General features: G+C 69.3%; 19 protein-coding genes. 9 read left to right on the forward strand and 10 right to left on the reverse strand.

Features of this window, described 5'->3' with window-relative positions:
- Positions 1-169: 169 nt before the first annotated feature.
- Positions 170-1885 (reverse strand): DEAD/DEAH box helicase, encoded by a 1716-nt coding sequence (locus A3OM_RS0103045; RefSeq protein WP_018042261.1) that lies wholly within the window; start codon positions 1883-1885, stop codon positions 170-172.
- Positions 1886-2183: 298 nt separating this feature from the next.
- On the opposite strand from A3OM_RS0103045, the gene A3OM_RS0103050 reads away from it, so the two are divergent.
- Positions 2184-3278 (forward strand): NAD(P)/FAD-dependent oxidoreductase, encoded by a 1095-nt coding sequence (locus A3OM_RS0103050; protein WP_018042262.1) that lies wholly within the window; start codon positions 2184-2186, stop codon positions 3276-3278.
- 326 nt (positions 3279-3604) lie between these two features.
- On the opposite strand, the gene A3OM_RS0103060 is transcribed toward A3OM_RS0103050, so the two are convergent.
- The 5 genes from A3OM_RS0103060 to A3OM_RS0103080 form a co-directional block, all read right to left on the reverse strand.
- Positions 3605-4327: an FAD-binding oxidoreductase gene (locus A3OM_RS0103060; RefSeq protein WP_018042264.1), complete on the reverse strand. Its 723-nt coding sequence runs from the start codon at positions 4325-4327 to the stop codon at positions 3605-3607.
- Positions 4320-4925, reverse strand: a complete 606-nt coding sequence (locus tag A3OM_RS0103065; RefSeq protein ID WP_018042265.1) for a sulfite oxidase-like oxidoreductase — start codon at positions 4923-4925, stop codon at positions 4320-4322. The genes A3OM_RS0103060 and A3OM_RS0103065 overlap by 8 nt, the downstream gene beginning before the upstream one ends.
- A gap of 132 nt (positions 4926-5057) precedes the next feature.
- Positions 5058-6527 carry an HWE histidine kinase domain-containing protein gene (locus A3OM_RS0103070; protein ID WP_026175663.1) on the reverse strand — a complete coding sequence of 490 codons (1470 nt, stop codon included), beginning with the start codon at positions 6525-6527 and terminating at the stop codon, positions 5058-5060.
- Positions 6528-6864: 337 nt separating this feature from the next.
- Positions 6865-7164: a hypothetical protein gene (locus A3OM_RS0103075; protein ID WP_018042267.1), complete on the reverse strand. Its 300-nt coding sequence runs from the start codon at positions 7162-7164 to the stop codon at positions 6865-6867.
- Between the two features lie 212 nt (positions 7165-7376).
- Positions 7377-8288 carry a LysR substrate-binding domain-containing protein gene (locus tag A3OM_RS0103080; RefSeq protein WP_018042268.1) on the reverse strand — a complete coding sequence of 304 codons (912 nt, stop codon included), beginning with the start codon at positions 8286-8288 and terminating at the stop codon, positions 7377-7379.
- Positions 8289-8402: 114 nt separating this feature from the next.
- Here A3OM_RS0103080 and A3OM_RS0103085 point away from each other — a divergent pair, with 114 nt between their 5' ends.
- The 4 genes from A3OM_RS0103085 (at position 8403) to A3OM_RS0103105 (ending at position 12290) form a co-directional block, all read left to right on the forward strand.
- On the forward strand, positions 8403-8789 hold the full coding sequence (locus A3OM_RS0103085) for a 4-oxalocrotonate tautomerase family protein (RefSeq protein ID WP_018042269.1): 387 nt from the start codon (positions 8403-8405) through the stop codon (positions 8787-8789).
- A 210-nt stretch (positions 8790-8999) separates the two neighbouring features.
- A complete protein-coding gene (locus A3OM_RS0103095; protein ID WP_018042271.1) occupies positions 9000-10109 on the forward strand; it encodes a glycosyltransferase family 4 protein in 1110 nt (369 codons plus the stop codon).
- Complete coding sequence (locus A3OM_RS0103100; protein WP_018042272.1) at positions 10102-11217, forward strand: glycosyltransferase family 2 protein; 1116 nt, start codon at positions 10102-10104, stop codon at positions 11215-11217. Before A3OM_RS0103095 ends, A3OM_RS0103100 begins: the two co-directional genes overlap by 8 nt.
- Entirely contained in the window at positions 11214-12290 is a 1077-nt protein-coding gene (locus A3OM_RS0103105) for a hypothetical protein (protein WP_018042273.1), read from the forward strand. Before A3OM_RS0103100 ends, A3OM_RS0103105 begins: the two co-directional genes overlap by 4 nt.
- A gap of 394 nt (positions 12291-12684) precedes the next feature.
- On the opposite strand, the gene A3OM_RS0103110 is transcribed toward A3OM_RS0103105, so the two are convergent.
- The 3 genes from A3OM_RS0103110 to A3OM_RS0103120 form a co-directional block, all read right to left on the reverse strand.
- Positions 12685-13533: a galactosyltransferase-related protein gene (locus A3OM_RS0103110; RefSeq protein WP_018042274.1), complete on the reverse strand. Its 849-nt coding sequence runs from the start codon at positions 13531-13533 to the stop codon at positions 12685-12687.
- Positions 13530-14276 (reverse strand): PIG-L family deacetylase, encoded by a 747-nt coding sequence (locus A3OM_RS0103115; RefSeq protein WP_018042275.1) that lies wholly within the window; start codon positions 14274-14276, stop codon positions 13530-13532. Before A3OM_RS0103115 ends, A3OM_RS0103110 begins: the two co-directional genes overlap by 4 nt.
- Before the next feature lie 243 nt (positions 14277-14519).
- Positions 14520-15422: a LysR family transcriptional regulator gene (locus A3OM_RS0103120; RefSeq protein ID WP_018042276.1), complete on the reverse strand. Its 903-nt coding sequence runs from the start codon at positions 15420-15422 to the stop codon at positions 14520-14522.
- Between the two features lie 347 nt (positions 15423-15769).
- Between A3OM_RS0103120 and A3OM_RS0103125 the strand changes: the two genes are divergently transcribed.
- From A3OM_RS0103125 to A3OM_RS0103140, 4 genes are read left to right on the forward strand one after another with little or no spacing between them, the layout of a single operon-like run.
- Positions 15770-16717, forward strand: a complete 948-nt coding sequence (locus A3OM_RS0103125; RefSeq protein WP_026175664.1) for an NrtA/SsuA/CpmA family ABC transporter substrate-binding protein — start codon at positions 15770-15772, stop codon at positions 16715-16717.
- Entirely contained in the window at positions 16714-17559 is an 846-nt protein-coding gene (locus tag A3OM_RS0103130; RefSeq protein WP_018042278.1) for an ABC transporter permease, read from the forward strand. Before A3OM_RS0103125 ends, A3OM_RS0103130 begins: the two co-directional genes overlap by 4 nt.
- Positions 17552-18331: an ABC transporter ATP-binding protein gene (locus A3OM_RS0103135; RefSeq protein WP_018042279.1), complete on the forward strand. Its 780-nt coding sequence runs from the start codon at positions 17552-17554 to the stop codon at positions 18329-18331. Before A3OM_RS0103130 ends, A3OM_RS0103135 begins: the two co-directional genes overlap by 8 nt.
- Complete coding sequence (locus tag A3OM_RS0103140) at positions 18328-19176, forward strand: alpha/beta hydrolase (protein WP_043764293.1); 849 nt, start codon at positions 18328-18330, stop codon at positions 19174-19176. The genes A3OM_RS0103135 and A3OM_RS0103140 overlap by 4 nt, the downstream gene beginning before the upstream one ends.
- Here the strand turns inward: A3OM_RS0103140 and A3OM_RS0103145 are convergent.
- A complete protein-coding gene (locus A3OM_RS0103145) occupies positions 19173-20069 on the reverse strand; it encodes a hypothetical protein (protein ID WP_018042281.1) in 897 nt (298 codons plus the stop codon). The genes A3OM_RS0103140 and A3OM_RS0103145 overlap by 4 nt on opposite strands.
- Between the last annotated feature and the right edge of the window lie 24 nt (positions 20070-20093).

Raw genomic sequence — 20093 nt, forward strand, 5'->3', positions numbered from 1 at the left:
GGAGAGAGGTCAGGAGTGGGGGGGGCGCCGCTAGCCTCTGCCGGTCGAGGGTCACCCAACCACCCCCACCTCCAACTCCTCCCCACAAGGGGGAGGAGGGGAGGACAGCGCAACCCGCGACATGCGGGAATGCCGTAGCCGCACACGGGACGAGGGAGAGAAGAAGCGTTCAGCGCGGACGGCGCTGCGGCGGCTTCTTGCCGGCTTCGCGCTCGTGGCGGGCGGCGCGGGGGCTCTTGAAGCCCTTCGGGCCCTCGGCCTCGCGGTCGGGCTCGCCGCCGAGAAGCGCCTCGACCTGGATTTCCGGCGAGCCGTTCTTGGCGAAGGTGGCGGCGAAGCGCGAGGCGGCGCCGCCACGGATCTCGAACTTGGTCTCCCGGTCGAAGATGCGGATGGCGCCGATCTCCTGGCGGCCGATATTGCCGCGACGGGTCAGCATCGGCAGGAGGCGGCGCGGATCGGCGTTGTCGCGCCGGCCGAGATTGAGCCGGAACCAGACCGAGGGGCCTTCCGCATCGATCCGCGCCGAATCGGCCGGGTCGTAGACCTTGCGCTCCTTGCGCTCGGGGCCGGCACCCGGATCGGTGACGTCCTCGGGCTCGGGCAGGCGGGCGCGGTAGATCTTGGCGAGGGCGGCGGCGAGTTCCTGCGGCGTGCGCTGGGCGAGCAGCGCCTCGCCCATGGCGAGGTCTTCCTCGGCCGGCGTCTCGGTGAAGAGCGGGTCCTGCCACATGCGCTCGCCGTCGAGGCGGCGGATCTCGTCGGCCGTGGGCGGGGCGGCCCATTCGGCATTGACCTTGGCGATGGCGAACATCTGCTCGGCGCGGCGGCGCTTGGAGGCCGGGATCAGCAGGACGCTGGTGCCCTTGCGGCCCGCGCGCCCGGTCCGGCCGGAGCGGTGCTGCAGCACCTCGGCGTCGTGCGGCAGGTCGGCATGGATGACGAGGCTCACCGTCGGCAGGTCGATGCCGCGGGCGGCGACGTCGGTGGCGACGCAGACCTTGGCGCGGCCGTCGCGCAGGGCCTGGAGCGCGGCGTTGCGCTCGCCCTGGCCGAGTTCGCCCGACAGGGCAACCGCCGAGAAGCCGCGCTCGGTGAGCACCGCCTGGAGGTGCCGCACGGCGTTGCGGGTGTTGCAGAAGACGATGGCGGTGGGCGCATCGGTGTAGCGCAGGGTGTTGACCACCACATGCTCGATCTCGCGCGGCACTACCCGCACGGCGCGGTAGGTGATGTCGGTATGGCCGCGCTCCTGGCCCTTCACGGCGATGCGCAGGGCGTCGTTCTGGTAGCGCTCGGCGAGACTGGCGATGGCCTTCGGCAGGGTCGCGGAGAACAGCAGGGTGCGCCGCTCCTTCGGGGTCACCGAGAGGATGAATTCGAGGTCGTCCCGGAAGCCGAGATCGAGCATCTCGTCGGCCTCGTCGAGGACGGCGACGCGCAGGTTCTGGGTGGCGAGGTTGCGCCTCTCCAGATGGTCGCGCAGGCGGCCCGGCGTGCCGACGACGATATGGGCGCCCTCGGCGAGAGCCCGGCTCTCGCGGCGCGGGTCCATGCCGCCGACGCAGGCGATCACGCGCGCTCCGGTCTCGGCATAGAGCCATTCGAGCTCGCGCTGGACCTGAAGCGCGAGTTCGCGCGTCGGGGCGATGACCAGGGCCAGGGGCGGGCCGGCCGGCTCCAGCCGCTCGCCATCGCCCAGAAGCGTCTCGGCGAAGGCGAGGCCATAGGCCACGGTCTTGCCGGAGCCGGTCTGGGCCGAGACGAGAAGGTCGCGGCCCTGGGCCGCCGCCTCGATCACGGCACTCTGGACGGGGGTCGGGTCTTCGTAGTTGCGGGCCTCGAGCGCTCGGACGAGCGGGGCCGGCAGGGTAGGAAAGGGCACGGGGCAGAGGCCTTGCAGGCAGACAAGGCAAACCCTGCGGATTCGAGTCACCCTGAGTGGCGACGTCGCTTCATCCGGTCGTGGGTCCGGCCTCGTTCGGTTACGGAGAGGTCGCTTCTAGCGGCAATACCGCCCCGACGCCACGCCCCATGCTGCAATGCTTCCAAGCGTGGTTTGCGTATATCCGAAAGTGCGTGCCCGCCGGTCCTCCCGTCGTCTGGCCGTTCTCCGTCCTGTTCGGCTATCCTCTTCCCGGTCGTCGGCCCCCGGGCAGGAACCGTGGATGCAGGAACCGTAGATGGACGTGCTGGTCATCGGCGCTGGAATCGTCGGGCTCGCTGTGGCGCGGGTCCTCGGCCGGCGCGGGCATTCGGTCGTCGTCGCCGAATCCGAGGGCGCGATCGGGACCGGCGTGTCCTCGCGCAGTTCGGAGGTGATCCATGGCGGGATGTACTACCCCGCCGGCTCCTCGCGCGCGCGGCACTGCACGCGGGGCCGGCGGATGCTCTACGAGTTCTGCCGGAGCCACGGCGTGCCCCATGCGCGGCCGGGCAAGCTCATCGTCGCCACCTCCGAGAACGAGCGGGCCGCCCTGGAGGGGATCGCCGAGCGCGGCCGGGCCAACGGCGTCGAGGGCCTCGTTCTTCTGGAGGGCCGGGAGGCCCGTGCGCTGGAGCCGAACCTCGCCTGCATCGCGGCCTTGCATTCGCCCGAGACCGGCATCGTCGACAGCCATGCCGTGATGCTGGCCCTGCAGGGCGACATCGAGGATGCGGGCGGGGCCATCGCTTTCCGTGCACCGGTCGGCGCGATCCGGCGCGATGACGGGGGCTGGCGGGTCGAGGTCTGCGGTGATGAACTGTCCTTCGATGCCGTCGTCAACGCCGCCGGCCTCGGCGCGCAGGCGGTCGCGCGGGCGGTCGAGCCCTATCCGGGCGAGCGGATCCCCCGGCAGGTCCTCGCCAAGGGCAGCTATTTCGGCTGCCTCGGCCGCCCGGCCTTCTCGCGGCTGATCTATCCCGCCCCGATGGAAGGGGGCCTCGGCATCCATCTCACCCTCGATCTGGCCGGCCGGATGCGCTTCGGGCCGGATGTGGAATGGGTGGACGCGCCGGATTACGTCGTCGATCCAGGCCGCGCCGAGGCCTTCACCCACGCCATCCGGCGCTACTGGCCGGGGCTGCCCGATCATGCGCTGACGCCGGATTACGCCGGCATCCGCCCCAAACTCACCGGACGGGGCGAGCCGGCGGCGGATTTCGTCATCGACGGACCGGCCGAGCACGGCCTGCCGCACCTCGTCCACCTGTTCGGCATCGAGAGCCCCGGACTGACCTCCAGCCTGTCGCTGGCCGAGGAGGTGGCGGACCGGCTGGTCGGGGCCGAGGCCTGAGGGCCACGGGATTCATCAATCCGCTCGGCGGCTGTTCCCTCGATCCGAGAGGGTTTGGCATAAGTCGCAACGCGCTCCCTCTCCTTTCAGGAGAGGGGACCTGCGCATCCCGCGCGATGTGTGACAATCGTAGGCTAGAGGGCGGGGCGTCGGCCCGTTGATACTCCTGCTGGGCGTCGCGATCTTTCGGAAATTCAGTGTCGGGCCTGACGCCATGACCGAGATCCAATTCGTCGCCTTTGTGGTGACCCCGCTCCTGGCCCTCGCCGTCGGCGGGGGCGTGGCATTGTGGGCCCGCCATTGGGCATAGGGCGCGCCCCCTCCAATCAGCCGCCGAAACGTTCGGTCCTGATACGGCCCGGTTCGAGCCCGGCATCGACCAGCAGGTCCGCCGCGTTTCCGACGAAGGCGTTGCCGCCGCAGATATAGACGTGCTGCGGAGCGCGGAGCCGGTCCAGCGCGTCGCCGATCATCGCCCCGTCGACGCGGCGGCCACCGGCCCGCGTCAGGTTCAGCATCAGGTCGAAATGCGGCTCGTCGCGTGCGCGAAGGGCCAGTTCCTCCGCGGCGATGGTCTCGGCCGCATCGCGCACCGAGTAGAGCAGCAGGGCGGGCACCGCGGGTGCGGCCGCGGCGCGGTGGCGCAGCATCGCGAGCAGCGGCACCACGCCGGAGCCGCCGCCCACGAGGAGGAGGGGGCCGCCATCCTCCGGGCGCCAGACGAACGAGCCGCCGATGGGGCCGCGCAGCTCGATCGTGTCGCCGATCTCGGCCACGGAATCGAAGAAGCCCGAGACCTCGCCTTCGGGCAGGCCCTCGATCATCAGTTCGATCGTGCCGTCCGCGCCCGGCGCCGAGGCGATGGAGTAGCTGCGCTGGGCCTGGTAGCCGTCGGGAGCCGTCAGGCGCACGTCCACATGCTGCCCGGCCAGCATCGGCCGGTCGAAATCGATCCGGAACCGGTAGCTCTTCACCCGCCGCGTCACCGGTTCGATGGCCAGGAGGGTGGCTTTTTGCCAGGGGAGGGGCCGTGCCGCCGGATCAATCACCGGTGAAGCGCTGCTCGCGCCAGGGATCGCCGTACATGTGGTAGCCGCGCAATTCCCAGAATCCGCCCTCGTCCTTCTTGGTGAAGCGCAAGCCCTTCACCCATTTGGCGCTCTTCCAGAAATACAGGTGCGGCACGAGGAGTCGGGCCGGGCCGCCGTGATCGGGCTCGATCGGCCGGCCCTCGTAATGGGTCGCCACCATGGCCTTGGGGCCGGCGAGATCGGCCACCGGCACGTTGGTGGTGTAGTCGTCATAGCCTTCCGCGAGCAGGAACTCGGTGGGGGCCGAGATCCCGGCGGCGGCGAGGATGTCGTCGATGCTGACGCCTTCCCAGCCCGTGTCGAACTTGGACCATTTCGTCACGCAATGGATGTCGCCGCGCCAGGAGGTCCGGGGGAGGGCGGAGAATTCCGCCCAGTTCCAGCTCTTCAGGGGCCGCGAGCCCTCACGCAGGGTGAAGCTCCAGCTCTCCATGTCGATGCGCGGATTCGGACCGATCTGCAGGACCGGAAAGTCCTGTTCGAGATACTGGCCCGGAGGAAGCCGCTCGCCCGTCGCTTCCGGCGGCCGTCGTCCCGTGAAACCGCGTGTCGCCATGCCCGTCTCCGTCCGCGCGCTTGCGTCCCCGTCCGTCTTCGAGCTTCGGCCCGAGCGGGTCAAGCCGCGCCCGGATGCTCGCCCCGAGCAGGTTTAGCGGAACTGGCCGCCGGTTCCACGATAGGAACCTGCTCAGTCCTGCAGACGTCCCGGCAGGATACCTTCGGCGACGAACAGGATTCCTTCCGGCCGGTACGTGATGGTCGCGGTGCCGTCGATTTCCTGGGCGAAGGCGCGCTCGATCAGCCGCGAGCCGAATCCCGTCCGCGTCGGCACCGCCACCGGCGGCCCGCCCGTTTCCTGCCAGGTGACGCGGAAGTCGTGCGGCGCGCTGCCGTCGAGGAGGCTCCAGGACAGCCGGACCCGTCCGGTATCGTTCGACAGGGCGCCGTATTTCACCGCGTTGGTGGCGAGTTCGTGCAGCGCCATCGCCAAGGCCAGGGCGCCGCGCGGCGGCAGCCTGATCTCGCCGCCGTCGAGGTCGACGCGCTCCCGCCCCTCGCTCTGGAACGGGGTGAGCGCGCGGTCCGCGATATCGGCGATGGAGGCGCTGTCCCAGGCCTCCTCGGTGAGGACGTCGTTCGCCGCCGCCAGGGACACCACCCGCGCTTCGAGGGATCGGCCCGCTTCTTCGAGGGAGGGCGCGGCTCGCAGGGTCTGCCGGATCATCGACTGGACGAGGGTGAGGGTGTTCTTGACCCGATGGGTCAACTCGCCCGCGAGCAGGGTGCGATACTCCTCGGCCTGCTTGCGCTCGGTGATGTCGAGGGAGATGCCGGCCATGCTGAGGGGCGTTCCATCGGCGCGGTAGAAGGTCTGGCCGCGGATATGGACCCAGCGCAGGTCTCCGGTCGGCGCGATCACCCGGTACTCGATGTCGTAATCGACGTTCCGCTCGATGCAGCGGCGCACCTCTGCCAGCATCCGCTCGCGGTCGCCGGGATGGATCGTGGCGAGCAGCTCGTCGTAGCTGAGCGGGTCGTCGGCATCCCGCCCGAAATTCATCCGGAAATGATCCGACGTCTCCAGCGTCATGTCGACGAGATCGAGGGTCCAGGAACCGAGCCGGCCGGCACTGAGCGCGAAACGCAGGTTCGTCTCGCTGCGGCGAAGCTCCTGTCTCCGGCGCTCGACCTCGGTCTCCAGGGCATCGCGGTCCTCCTGCAGCCGGACCAGGCGGTCCCGCTCCAGCGTCACGTCGAGCTGTGAGGCGAAGAAATAGGCGACCCTTCGGTTCGAATCGAAGACCGGCGCGATGAGAAGCCGGTTCCAGAAGACGTCGCCGTTCTTGCGATGGTTGAGAAGGTCGATCTCGATCGGGACGCCTTTGGCGATGGCTTCACGAATGCGGGCGACATCCGCCGGGTCCGTCAGGGGGCCTTGCAGGAACCGGCAGTTGCGGCCGAGGACCTCTTCGCGCGAGAAACCCGTGGCCCGCTCGAACGCGGTATTCACGAACACGACCGGCATGTCGGGCTGGTTGGGGTCGGCGATGACCATCGGCATCCGCGTCGCGCGCAAGGCCGCGGCAAAGGGATCGGGCCCGTCGACGGTACGGGCGATTTCCGAGGCGATCCGATCCTGTTCGGAAACTCGGATCACCGCGCGACGTCCAGGATGATCGAATGCCTCACGCGTCGCCTCGACATACAACCGGACCCGTTCGCCAGAAAGCGATTCGGACAGAATTCGTTGTACGCCCGGGCAAAGAACAGGCAAGGCTTCATCTCGACTTATCGGTCGGAGCGAGCGAGATGACTTCGCGAAACATTGTTTTCGCCTCGCCTAATGTATGTTTGCATACATTCGTCGAGGTCTTCGTCGTGGTGTGTCGAACCGCGTCGGGATCGCCACGGTCGACGATTCTCCGACCCTTCAAACGCGGAACGCCCGCCACGGTCGAACCGGGCGGGCGTCCTTGATGATCGGAAAGTGGGGTTCAGCAGCCCTTGGCGGCGTCCGCGGCGGTGGGCTTGCCGTCCTGCTGCTTGGCGACGTCGGACGCCGAGGTCGCCGTGTTGGCGCCGACATTGTTCATGGCGCCGACGGTGCCGGGCGACTCGGCCTTCGCGCCGGGGCTCACGTTGCCGGTGGCGCCAGGATCGACCTTCGAGCTCTTGTCGTTCATGGCCGCTTTCCCGTCCGCCGTGGAGCCGGTCGCACAGGGGGCGGCGATGGCCATTGCCGAGCTGAGCATCACGATGGCGCCGGCGCCGACGAGCTTGGAAATCTGTCGCATCTATTCCTCCAGGAAGTAGTTCTGCCCTCACAACGGGAGCGGGGCTTCATTCGTTCCCCTGTTTTTCTGAATCGTCCCGGTCATGGAAAGACAAATTTCCATAGGCGGGAAAGGACAAGCTTATCGGTCATGTGGTGCGGTGCGCCGTTGTTTGCGCTCTTCGTTTTGCGCTGCACAAGATCGTCGGCGCGGAAGATCTATTGCCGGGATTGTCAATGCGGTGCGACATTGGTCGCATGATCCATTTCGCCGATGGCGACGGTGAGAACATCCGTGAGGAGCGCGGCGAGACGCTCCACGGCCGGGTCGGACCTCGTCCGAGCCTCGAGCATGCGAAGGGAGAGAGACGGCAGCCGGGGCAGGCCGGACTCCTCCGGGTCGAGCGCCGCGAGCGCGGCGGGCAGGCCGTGGGGTGTGCGGACGGTCAGGCCGAGACCCGCCGAGACGGCGGCCCACAGGCCCGCGAGACCCGGACTGCTGAACGAGATCCGCCAGGGGATCGCCGCCGCGTCGAGGGCGTTCAGGGCGGCGTGCCTGAAAATGCAGGGCGATCCGAACAGGACCAGGGGGATTGGGCGGTCGGTGCCCGGCGTGACGCCGCGACGCGGTCCGATCCAGGCCATCGGCAGGGTTCCGATGACGGCGCCGTCCCGCTCGCCCCCGTCCTCGTCCCAGAGGAGCGCAAGGTCGAGCTGGCCCTTGTCCAGGCGCGCGCGCAGGGTCGCGTTCCGGTCCACATGCGCGTCGATTCTCACGCCGGGATGCAGGCGGGCGAAGCGCCCGAGGGTCTCCGGAAGCCAGGTCTCGGCGAAATCCTGCGGCAGGCCGATCCGGACCCGGCCCGTGAGGGCTGGCGAGCCGAGGGCGCTCACGGCGGCATCGTTCAGGTCGAGCAGCCTGCGGGCATAGCCTAGCATCGTCTCACCCGCTTCGGTGAGGACGAGGCCGCGCCCGTGCTTCCGCACGAGTTGCTGGCCGACCTGGTCCTCCAGCTTGCGCAATTGCAGGCTGATCGCCGATGGCGAGCGGCCGAGCCGTGACGCCGCCCTGGCGAAGCTGCCGAGCTCGATCCCGGTCACGAAGGACCGCAGCACGTCCATGTCGAGGTTGACCGGCAGAGACATTGAGTTTTGCCAAACGATCGGTTCGGAATTACGAGATTTTCCGAACGATCCTGTCGCGGCATGCTCATCTCGTCAATCGCGGATCCTTCGCGATGCGTAGAGGAAAAGAGCGTCATGCCGTTCGTGAATGTGACAATCGCAGGGTCGGGCATCGGGGTGGATCGGGTCGGCCGCCTGCAGAGCGGAGTGACGGCGCTCATGGCCGACATTCTGGGAAAGAACCCGGATCTCACGGCCGTGCTCGTCGAGGAGGTGCCCGCGTCCGGCTGGCAGGTGGGAGGGCGGCCGGTCGAAGTCGCGGCGCATGTCCAGGCGGCCATCACCGCCGGCACCAACGACGCCGAGGAGAAGGCCCGCTTCATCGCCGAGGCCAACGCCCTGCTGCATCGGGTGCTGGGTGATGGGTTGCCGCTCGCCACCTATGTGGTGGTCCAGGAGATCGCGGCCGATGCCTGGGGCTACGATGGCCTGACGCAGGAGCACCGGCGGCTCACGCGCTAAAAGCGCGCCTGCCGGAACGGTACGGGTTCGGACAATCGCGATATCGACGAGGTCGTTCTGTCGGCGTTCACCTGCGGCGCCCTAAATGGACACGGTAGAGGTCTACGTCGGCCTCACTGTCGCGTCGAACGAGACCGTGGTGGCACTCCAGTGTCCGTCGGCCGCGTCACTCGCGGCGTAGGACACTCGAGAAGTGATGTCTGCAGCCCCGTGAAGATCGCCCTCCTCGCTCACCTCAAATACCCCATCGCCCAGCCCTTTTCCGGAGGGCTCGAGATGCACACGCATCTGCTCGCGAGCACCCTGCGTGCCCGCGGCCACAGCGTGACGCTCTACGCGTCGGAAGGGTCGGACGCGCGTGGCTGCCTCAAGGCGGTCTGCCCGCCCACGGGCAGTGCCGTCGACGACGAGTCCGGACTGCGGATCGACCGCGCCGAACTCGCCGCCTACGAGGCGATGGTGGCGGATGTGGCGCGCGGCGACTTCGACATCATCCACAACAACAGCCTGCATTACTTGCCGTTGCTGCGCGCCCGCGATCTCGGCGCGCCGATGGTGACGGCGTTGCACACGCCGCCCTTCGAGCCCTTCGTGCGCGGCGTGAAGGCGCGGGCGGACGACATGACCTTCGCCGCCGTCTCGGAATCCCTGGCGCGCGAGTGGCTGCCCTTCCTCGACGAGCCGCTGGTGATCGGCAACGGCATCGATCTCGACGCCTTCGCCTATTCGCCCGTCCCCAAGGGCGAGCCCCATGCGATCTGGATGGGGCGGCTCGTGCCCGAGAAGGGGCCGCATCTGGCCATCGATGCCGCCCGCGTCGCCGGCATCCCCCTGAAATTCGCCGGTCCGCAGAGCAACCGCGCCTATTGGGACGCCGAGATCGCGCCCCGCCTCGGCCCGGACATCACCTATCTCGGCCATCTCGGCCATGCCGAACTCGCCCGCCGCGTCGGCGAGGCCCATGTGGCCCTGTGCACGCCGCGCTGGGAGGAGCCGTTCGGCCTCGTCCTGGCCGAGTTCCTGGCCTGCGGCACGCCGGTGGCGGCCTTCGCCCGTGGCGCCATCCCCGACATCCTGGACGAGACGTCGGGCGTTCTGGCCCAGGCCGACGATCCGGTGGATCTCGGGCGGGCGCTGTCCCGCGCCATCCGCCTCGACCGGCACGATTGTCGTCGCCGGGCCGAGCACCTCTTCGACGCCGACACCATGACCGACCGCTACGAGGCGATGTACCATGCCGAAATCCGCCGCTGGTCGACCCCCGTCTCCGTCCGTCCGGTCCCGGCCGGCGCTCGCGCACCCCTGCTCGACAATGCGTAACAGCCCGCTTTCCCTCGGCCGGGCCGTCGTCTGCGTCCCCGCCCGCAACGAAGCCGAGGTGATGCCGCGCCTCGTGCGCTCCCTCGACCGGCAGATCGGTTCGGGAGACGGCGCGCTGCTGCGCGTCGTGATCCTGGCCAACAATTGCACCGACGAAACCGTGTCGCTGATCCGCGAGATGGAGCGCAACGGCGAGACGCGCCATCTCGACCTCCGGGTGATCGAGGCCGTGGTGCCGCGCGAGGTGGCCCATGTGGGCACGGCCCGCCGGATGGCGCTCGATGCCGGGGCCGACTGGCTGGATTCCGATGGCGTCGAGGACGCCGTCCTCCTCAGCACCGATGCGGACGCCGTCGCCGCGCCCGGCTGGGCCCGCGCCAATCTGGCGGCCCTGGAGCATGCCGAACTCGTGGGCGGCCGCCTCGTCATCGAGACGGAGGAGAGCGAGAACCGGGACCCCGAGATCCACGCGCTGCATCGCCGGATCGAGCGCTACTGGGTCGCGGTGCGGGCGCTGGAAGAGGCCATCGATCCCCCCGCCCACGATCCGGCGCCCCGCCACGGCGACCACGTGGCGGCGAGCCTCGCGCTTCGTACCGCGCTCTATCGCGAGGTCGGCGGACTGCCCGCGATTCCCTGCGGCGAGGACAACGCGCTGGTCGCCAAGGTCCGCCTCGCGGGCGGTCGCGTGCGCCATTGCCCCCGTGTCTCGATCTCCGTCTCCGATCGCGGCACCGGCCGCGTCACCGGCGGGATGGCCACCGAGATGGCCCGCCGCGCCCGCGTCGTCGCCGGGGAAGAGGATTACCTGCTGCCGCCGGCGAGCCACTGGCTCGCCGTGATCGAGCGTCAGCGCGCGTTCCGCCTCGCCTGGACCGCCAAGGGCGGGCCGGAAGCCGGCTTGCGCGCGCTCGGCGTATCGGCCGAGGACATCGCCGCGATCGCACCGGCAACCTGCGTCAACGCCATCGCCTTCGCCGAGCGCGTGGGAGAGCGGGTCGGCGAGATCGGGCCGGAGCCGGCCCATGTCCCCCTTGACGAGGCCATCGCGGGGCTCGACGCCTTGCTCGCCCGGTTGATCGACAGGCCCAGGGCGCGCGTCGCGTGAGCGAGGCCACGACGAGCCGGCGTCCCGTCGGCTACTACGTCCATCATCAGGGCGCCGGTCACTGGCAGCGCGCGAATCTCATCGCCGCCCGCCTGGACCGGCCCGTGACCCTCATCGGCACCCTGGCCGAGATCGACACCTCGACCGCCAACGGCGCGATCCTCGACTTGCCCGACGACCGGCTCACCGGATTCGACGGCCAGGACGGCGAGGCGATCCGGCCGGACTGCTTCCATTATGTCCCCGTGGGGATCGACCGCATCCGCGCCCGGATGGGGAGGCTCGCTGCCTGGATGACCGAGAACGATCCGGCCCTGCTCATCGTCGACGTGTCGGTGGAGGTGACGCTCCTCGCGCGGCTCCTGTCGGTGCCGACCCTGGTGGTGCGCCTGGCCGGGAACCGCACCGATATTCCGCATCTCGAAGGCTTCCGCTCGGCCGAGCGCCTGCTGGCCTTCAACCCGCCCGAGATCGAAACGGCCGGAACGCCGGACTGGGTGCGGGCGAAGACCCTCTATGCCGGCTTCCTGGCCGATGCTCCCAAGGCGGCCGCGCCCGATGACGGTTCCATCGCGGTGATCTACGGGCGGGGCGGGACCGGCGGCTCGGCCTCCGACCTCGCGGCGGCGGCCCGCGCCGTCCCCGACCGGCAGTGGCACGTTCTCGGTCCGGTGGAGCCTCTCGCGACCGACGCCCCGCCGAACCTGCATCTCCACGGCTGGGTCGCCGAGACCGGCCCCTATCTCGACCGCGCCGCCCTCGTGGTCGGCGGCGGCGGCGACGGCGTCGTCGCGGCGGTGGCGACACGGGCCAAGCGCTTCCTCTGCCTGCCGGAACCCCGCGCCTTCGACGAGCAGACGGCGAAGGCGGAATCCCTGGCGGCTCTCGGCGCGGCCATCGTCCGCACCGCATGGCCGGACGCCTCGGAATGGCCGGCATTGATCCAGGCGGGCCTCGCCCTCGATCCGTCCGTGATCGGCGGGTTGGTTCAAGCCGACGCCATCGGCCGTACGGTCGCGATCATCGAAGAGGTCATCGCGGGCATCGAGCGCCGACGCGCGCCTCGGGTCTAGCGCCTGTTTGAGGCGCTGTTCCAAGCCTTTACCTCATCCTGAGGTGCCGCGTAGCGGCCTCGAAGGAGGCTTCCAGGGATCGCGGTGGGTTCTGGAGGGCTCCTTCGAGGCCTCCGCTGCGCTCCGGCACCTCAGGATGAGGTGGAGTGGGTGGGATGCGCTTGGCTTCTACGTCCACGACCCTGTTTGATCTGTTACTCCAAGCTCTTACCTCATCCTGAGGTGCCGCGTAGCGGCCTCGAAGGAGGCCTCCAGGGATCGTGATGGGTTCTGGAGGACTCCTTCGAGGCCCTTTGCCGAGGCAAAGGGCACCTCAGGATGAGGTGGATTGGTTGGGATGCCCTGGGTTTCGACGTCCAAGAGCAAAGCCTCCACGGGTTCTCCGCGCCAACACCTAAAAAGGCCGGTCCAGCGGCACCCGCGCGTCTTCCATCTCCTCGGATGTCGGCATGCGCAGGATCGTCGGCGCCTCGCGCCAGGTCGGCGGCAGCAATCCCAACCGCGCGAAGGCATCGAGCCAGCCGTCCATGGGCCAGAGCCCGTGGCGGGCGTGGAAGCGGGTGGCGTTGGCGATGATGTCGGAAAAATGCTGGAGCGGCGGGTCGAAGGCCCCGTGATACTGGTGGAAGGCGTGGCCGCCCGCGCTGAACAGGATCGGGATGCCGGCGGCATCGGCCCGGAAGGCGAGGTCGGTATCCTCGGCGCCGTAGCCGTCGAAGGCCTCGTCGAACCCGCCGATCCGGTCGAAGGTCGTGGCCCGGACGCCGAAGGCCAGGGACCAGAACAGGCCGGGATTGTCGGTGCGGGCGAGGCCCGCAGCCGGGAAGCTGCGCACCGGATGGGTATGCCCCACGGCGCGCAACCCCGCCTCGGTCCAGCCGTCGTCGACGGCCCGCGCCGGCAGGTAGCTCACCTCGCAGCAGATCAGCCCGTCGGCTCGCCCAAGATCCCCGTCGAGGCTCGAGACGAGATCGCCCGAGGGAATGCAATCCACATCGAGGAAGATCAGGTGATCGCCGCAGGCCGCGCGGCGCCCGGCATTGCGGGCACGGGCTAGGGGCAGGCCCGTGCTCGGCAACTCGATGCGGCGGATGGGAAAGCCGTGATCGGGGAGGGGGGCGGGGTTCGCCCCCATCTCCACCACGATGCATTCCGCCGGAGGCGTGCCCCGGCCGAGCCCTTCGAGCAGGCGCGCCAGATGCGCGTCGCGGCCCTTGTTCAGGGTGATGACGGTGGCGCTCACGCGGCGTCCGCCGGCATCGCGACGAAGATCTCGTAGGGGCCGAGGAAGCGCGCGATCATCTCCGGCGCGAGGCGAAAACCCGTCGGGTCGTCGGAGATGAGGTCGGTGGTCTGCGAGCGATGCGCCGCCACCGCCCGCGCTTTGGCCGCCACATGCGCGCTGACATCGAGGCGGTAGCCCGACGGAGGAGCGCCGACTTCTGTGCCCTGCGGCAGGGTCCAGCCCCAGACCGGATAGGCGAAGGCCTTCGTCGCCCCGAGCTTCGGCTGGGCGAGCCTCACGATGGCGGCCGCCGCCTGATGATCGCAATGGGGATCGTGCGCCCAGGTCACGCAGACGGCGCCGGCCCCGCTCTCCCGGGCCACGGACGCCACCACATCCGCCGCTGCCTGGGCTTCGGGCCCGCTGCTCGGCACCCCCGCATCGGGCAGGCGCAGGAACGTGACCTTGGCGGGCGCGAGGCCGAGCGCCGCCACCGCTTCCAGCGTCTCTTCCTCACGCAAAGCCCGGAGGCGGAGCGGCGGATAGAGGGCGGAATGGGTGTGCGACCCGCAGCCGTCGCTGACGATGACGAGCCGCACCTCGCGCCCGCGCGCGCAGGCCTCGGCGATCAGGCCCCCGCATCCGAGGCTCTCGTCATCCGGGTGCGGGGCGACGACGACGAGCCCGCCCCCATCGGTGAGTGCATCGAGATCCGCCACGGGGAGATTCTCGGCGGCGGTGAGAAAGGCGTCGGCATGCATGAGTGGGAATCAACCCTTCGAAAAACCCGCGACTGGACACGGTCGCCCCATCCGCGATCCTCATCCTGAGGTGCCGCAAAGCGGCCTCGAAGGAGACCTCCAGCTCGCGCGGCGATCCCTGGATGTCTCCTTCGAGGCCTCCGCTTCGCTACGGCATCTCAGGATGAGGACCATGCTGGGTCAAACCCGCGCCGGTGACTGCGCAACTCCTAACCTGTCGAACCGGAATGCCGCCTGAACAAGTCAGGCCGCGCCGTAGCGGTCGTTGAGGCTCGCGGCGAGGCCGTCGGCGAATTTCGCGGCGGCGACGGGGAGCATCCGCCCGCGCAGCTGGCCGAGAATCAGGGTCATGGGGGAGAGGTCGCGCTCGTCGATGGGCCGGCTGACGAGGCGCTGGTCGTTGGGGATGCCGCTCGGCACCTGCAGGCTCACCACATCCTCGCGCAGGGCGAGGTTGCGCAGGAATTCCAGCGAGCTCGATTCGACGGCCGGGCGAAACGGCGTCCCCCGCCGCGCCAGCGCATCGTCGAGATGATGGCGGATCGCCAGCGACCGGTCGGGCAGGGCGAGGGGATGGGTCAGGCACTCGCGCAGCCGCACCGGCCCTTCCTCCTGGGCCAGGGGGTGCGAGGCCCGCATGACGACGCAGAGCGTCTGCCGGCAGGTGAACAAAGCGTGGAGATCGACCGAGGGAGGCGGCTGCAGCACCAGGGCGAGGTCGGCCTCGAAGGAGACGAGGGCCGCCACCGCCTGGGCGTGGTCGCGCACCTGGACCGTGAACGAGACGAGGGGGAAACGCGCGCGATAGGCCCGGACCTCGTCCGGCACGATCTGGTTCACGAAGGCCTGGCTGCAGGCCAGCGCCACATGGCCGCGCCGCACGCCGGACAGGTCGGCGATCTGCGAGCGGACGCGCTCCATGTCCGCGACCTGATCCCGGATATGGCGCACCAGCAACTCGCCGGCCGCGTTGAGCCGCATGCCCTGCGCCAGCCTCTCGAAGATCGGCGTGCCGAGCTCGTATTCGAGATCCTGAATCTGCCGCGTGAGCGCCGAGGGGGCGATGTTCAGGGCCTCCGCCGCCCGGCGGATCGAGCCGCGCCGGGCCACCTCTGACACGTAGGTGAGGGTTCGCAGATGCTTCATGGAGACCGTTCGATCGGATGTTTCAACGGATGCTCATGCCGAAGTCGATCATCCCATCAGATCACCTCATCCTAAGGTGTCCGCGTTAGCGGGCCTCGAAGGAGGCCTCCAGATGCGGCGGCGATCCCTGGAGGGCTCCTTCGAGGCCGCTCCGCGGCGCCTCAGGATGAGGAGAAGTCTTGGACAAACGACCCGAACATGCGCCCGGATGGGGATCTCCAAGGCACCGCTCCGTCCTACTCCGCGTGTTGCGATTTTCGCAACACCATAGTCGATAACCAGCACTCGTTTGCAACAGCCTCCCGACATACCCTGTCCGGGTTCACATCATGTCGGAGCCGGCTCAGATGATTCGTCGTCGCACCTTCCTCGCCGGCCTCGGCGCCGGCCTCGTCGCCGCACCGTCGGTGCTACGCGCCGAGACGCCCACCGTGATCCGAATGGGATCGCTAAAGCTGATCCATTCCATCGCCCCGTATTTCTACGCCCAGTTCGCGCCGCCCGGCGTCACCGTGGAGGTGATCCCGTTCGAGAGCCCCACCGAGTGCAAGAACGCGGTGGTGACGAAGTCGGTGGATTTCGGAACGTTCGGCATCGCCGCCGGCACCCTCGGGGCGGCGGCCGGCGAGCCCATCGTGGTCATCGCCTCCACCTGCAATCGCGGCATGGCCATCATCGCCAAGACAGGGTCGGGCATCGAGAAGGTCGCCGACCTCAAGGGCAAGCGCGTGGCGATCTGGCCCGGCTCGACCCAGGAGGTCTTCGCCCTGGAGCGGATGCGGATGGAGGGCGTGAGCGTGAAGGACATCACGCCGGTGCGCATCTCCTTCAGCGAGATGCACATCGCCCTCGCGCGGGGCGACGTCGACGCCTATGTCGGCGCCGAACCCGCCCCCGGCGTCAGCCTCTCCACGGGAATCGGTACACTCGTCGAGTATCCCTACGGCACCGAGATGGGCTCCCTGAACATGGTGTTCGGCGCCCATCGCGACACGCTCGCCGAGCGGCCCGACGTGGTGAAGACCATGCTGGAGATCCACCGCAAGGGGTCGGATTTCGCGCAAGCCAACCGCGACGCCACCGTGGCGATGGCGGTGCAGAAGCTCGGCCAGAAGCGGGAAGCCATCGAGCTCTCCGTGCCCAATGTCGAGTTCAAGTGGAAGCTCGGCGAGACCGAAGTCAAACAGGCCAAGGCCTATTCCGAACACATGCTGGCGGCGCGGCAGATCAAGCGCCTGCCCGACTTCTCCACTTTCATCGACACCCGCTTCGTCGATGCGATGAGGGATTCATGAGCGCGCCGGCCGTTTCCGCCCCTGTGGTGGCGGAGCAGGCGCCGCGCCGCGCGTTGCCGGGCCTCGCGCGCCTGCGTCAGCCCCTCCTCGCCCTCGCCCTGCCGGTGGCGATGGGCATCGCCTGGCATTGGCTCACGGTGGGCAAGCCCTACAGCCTGATCCCGCCGCCCGCCGAGGTCTGGACGGCGATGGTGGATCTCGCCATCGGCGGACCGGAGGGCGACGCCTTCAGCGGCACGCTGCTCACGCATCTCGTCGCCTCGCTCACCCGTGTCTTCGGCGGGTTCGGTCTCGCGGCCCTGGCGGCGGTGCCCCTCGGGCTGCTGATCGGCCGGGTGCCGCTCATGCGTCAGATCCTCGACCCGACCCTGCAGATCCTGCGCCCGGTGCCGGTGACCGCCTGGCTTCCGCTGGCGATGATCCTGTTCGGCCTCGGCCCGCGCTCGGCCTATTTCCTCGTCTTCCTCGGCGCGTTCTACCCGATCCTGGTCAACACCATCTTCGGGGTCCGCTCGGTGGAGCCTCGCCTGTTCGAGGCCGCCGCCATGCTCGGCTGCCGGGGTTCGGCGCAGTTCGCCCGCGTGGTGCTGCCGGCGGCCCTGCCGTCGATCTTCACGGGCTTGCGCCTCGGCCTCGGCTTCGCCTGGGTGGTGATCGTCGTCGGCGAGATGACCGGCGTTCCCACCGGCCTCGGCGCGATCATCATGGAGGCGCGGCAACTCTCGCGCACCGACATCGTCATCTGCGGAATGATCGTCATCGGCGTCGCCGGCTTCGTCTGCGACCGGGCCGTGATGCTGGTCGGCCAGCGCCTTCTTGCCTGGAGCCCCTCCCATGGCTGAGCCCACCGTGCCGATCCTCGACATCCGCGGCGTGTCGAAATCCTTCGCCGTCCAGGGCCGCACGGTCCAGGCGCTCAGCGGCGCCAACCTCACCGTGGCCAAGGGCGAGTTCATCTGCCTGCTCGGCGCCTCGGGCTGCGGCAAGTCTACCCTGCTCCGCATCGTCGCCGGTTTCGAAAACGCCACCGCCGGCGAGGCTCTAATGTGGGGCAAGCCCATCGAAGGCCCCGGCCCGAGCCGGGGCATGGTGTTCCAGGATTACGGCCTGTTCCCCTGGCTCACCGTGCGGGACAATATCGGCTTCGGCCCGAAATCGCGCGGTCGGCCGGCGGCGGAAATCCGCGACACGGTGGAGCGCTATCTCGCCCTCGTCGGGTTGCAGCGCTTCGCCGACGCCCATCCGCACCAGCTCTCCGGGGGCATGAAACAGCGGGTCGCCATCGCGCGGGTGCTGGCGAACGATGCCGAAATCGTCCTCATGGACGAGCCGTTCGGGGCGCTCGACGCCATGACCCGCGAGCGGCTGCAGGACGAGCTCCTCGACCTGTGGAGCCGCACCGGGTTGACGGTGCTGTTCGTGACCCATGCCATCGAGGAGGCGATCTTCCTCGCCGACCGGGTCGTGGTCATGTCCCCGAGCCCCGGCCGGATCGACGCGATCCACGGCATCGACCTCGCCCGCCGCCGCGACGTGTCGAGCCCGGCCTTCAACGACGTGCGCCGGATGTTGTCGGCCCAGCTCCACAGCCACCACGCCCCCGTGGCCGCATGAGCGGACCGACGCCGCCCTCCGGTGACTGGCGCCGGATGGACCGGAAGACCCTGACCCGCGCCTACGACAATACCGGCGCCGTCGCCGACAGCGCCGCCCGACTGTCCGGCTGGCGGACCCGGAGCGCCGCGTTTCGCGCGCTCCACCCCCACGCGCTCGACCTCGCCTATGGGCCGGCCGAGCGAAACCGGATCGACCTGTTCCGGAGCGGCGCGGAGGATGCGCCGCTCCTCGTCTTCATCCATGGCGGCTATTGGATCAGGAATACGCGCCAGGATTTCGCCTGCATGGCCGAAGGACCGTCGCGTCACGGTCTCGATGTGGGATTGGTGGGATATACCCTGGCGCCGGAGGCCAGCCTCACCGAGATCGCCGCCGAGATCCGGGCGGCGTTGGTGTTCCTGCGCGGTCTGCAGGAGGGCAGGGGGCGCCGTCGCCTCGTCGTTTCGGGCTGGTCGGCCGGCGGGCATCTCGCGGCGCTCGCCATGGTGTGGCCCGAGGTCGATGCGGGCCTCGCCATCAGCGGCGTGTTCGATCTGGAGCCGATCCGGCACACCGAGCTCGACGACCGCCTGCACCTGACGCAAGCCGAAATCGAGGCCCTCTCGCCGATCCGGCAGGTGACGCATTCGGACAAGCCCCTCGCCATCGTGTGCGGATCGAACGAATTGCCCGAATTGCGGCGGCATTCCGCTGATTACGACGACGCGTGGCGGTGCGCCGGCAACGCCTCGACCGTCGCCGAACTGCCCGGCCACGACCATTTCTCGATCCTCGACGAGTTGATCCGCCCGGACGGGGCACTGACCGCCCTCGCCGTGAAGCTCGCCGGGACGAGCCCCTAGACCTCGCCGCGCAGGCACGCTTCCTGTTCCTCCGCCGCCCGCCGCGCGCTCCTGGCGAACCGTCCGACCACGGCCTCCCCACGGATCGCTGCGTGCTTCGCCGCGAGCAGGTCCGGGTCGCCCCAGCGCGCGAGCAGCGCCTGGAAAGCCTCGTGACGCGCGCGCTGAAAGGAAATTCTTCTACCCGAACCATCCCTGCACGGGTGCGGTGGATGAATCGCACCGCAGGGCACCCAGCCGGAGGGGATCGGCGCCGTGGCGGGGTGGGTCCTGCCCAGACGCAGGATGTTAGGCAGGATGTGCGTCCGTGGACCGACAGAGGCGGAATCAGGGTTGGCCCGGATCGGAGTGAACACCTCGATCCGCCCGATCCGGGTGACGAAGACGCGATGAGGGCCGGCCGCGACGAGTTCCGCCGCGATCGTATTGTCGGGATTGAAGATTTCCCGCCCGGCTCGGCTGCGGAGGAGATCGATGAGGGCGGGGTCGCCGGTCCGGATACAGGCATCCACGGCCAGCAGGTTCAGGCCCAGATCGAACAGAATATGGTCGCGATGCCCGATCCCGGCGGCCTCGCGATCCGGCCCGAGTTCGGTGACGACGGACCTTCGTCCCATGGCGCAGGCGTCGCGCGGCAGGCACAGGGCCAGGGCATGGTTCCAGCCGAAGGCGAACCCGGTCTCGTAGGCCACGGGACGAACCAGGGCGGCGGGGTCAAGGGCGATGGCCCCCCGCGCGGTGGCGATACCCATCCGGGCATCGGCCAAGGGCATCGCCTCCTCCTCCGGCTCGCGGAGAAAGCTCGCGACGGCGCCGAAACTGCCGAGGCTCCATGTCGTCAACGGGTCGCCGAGGGCGCTCGCCAGAAGACTCGCGACGGCTTCATGCTCCATCGCCGCAGCTTAGCGGGGTGGACC

It is taken from the genome of Methylobacterium sp. 88A, assembly GCF_000376345.1.
In the GTDB taxonomy this organism is placed as follows: domain Bacteria; phylum Pseudomonadota; class Alphaproteobacteria; order Rhizobiales; family Beijerinckiaceae; genus Methylobacterium; species Methylobacterium bullatum.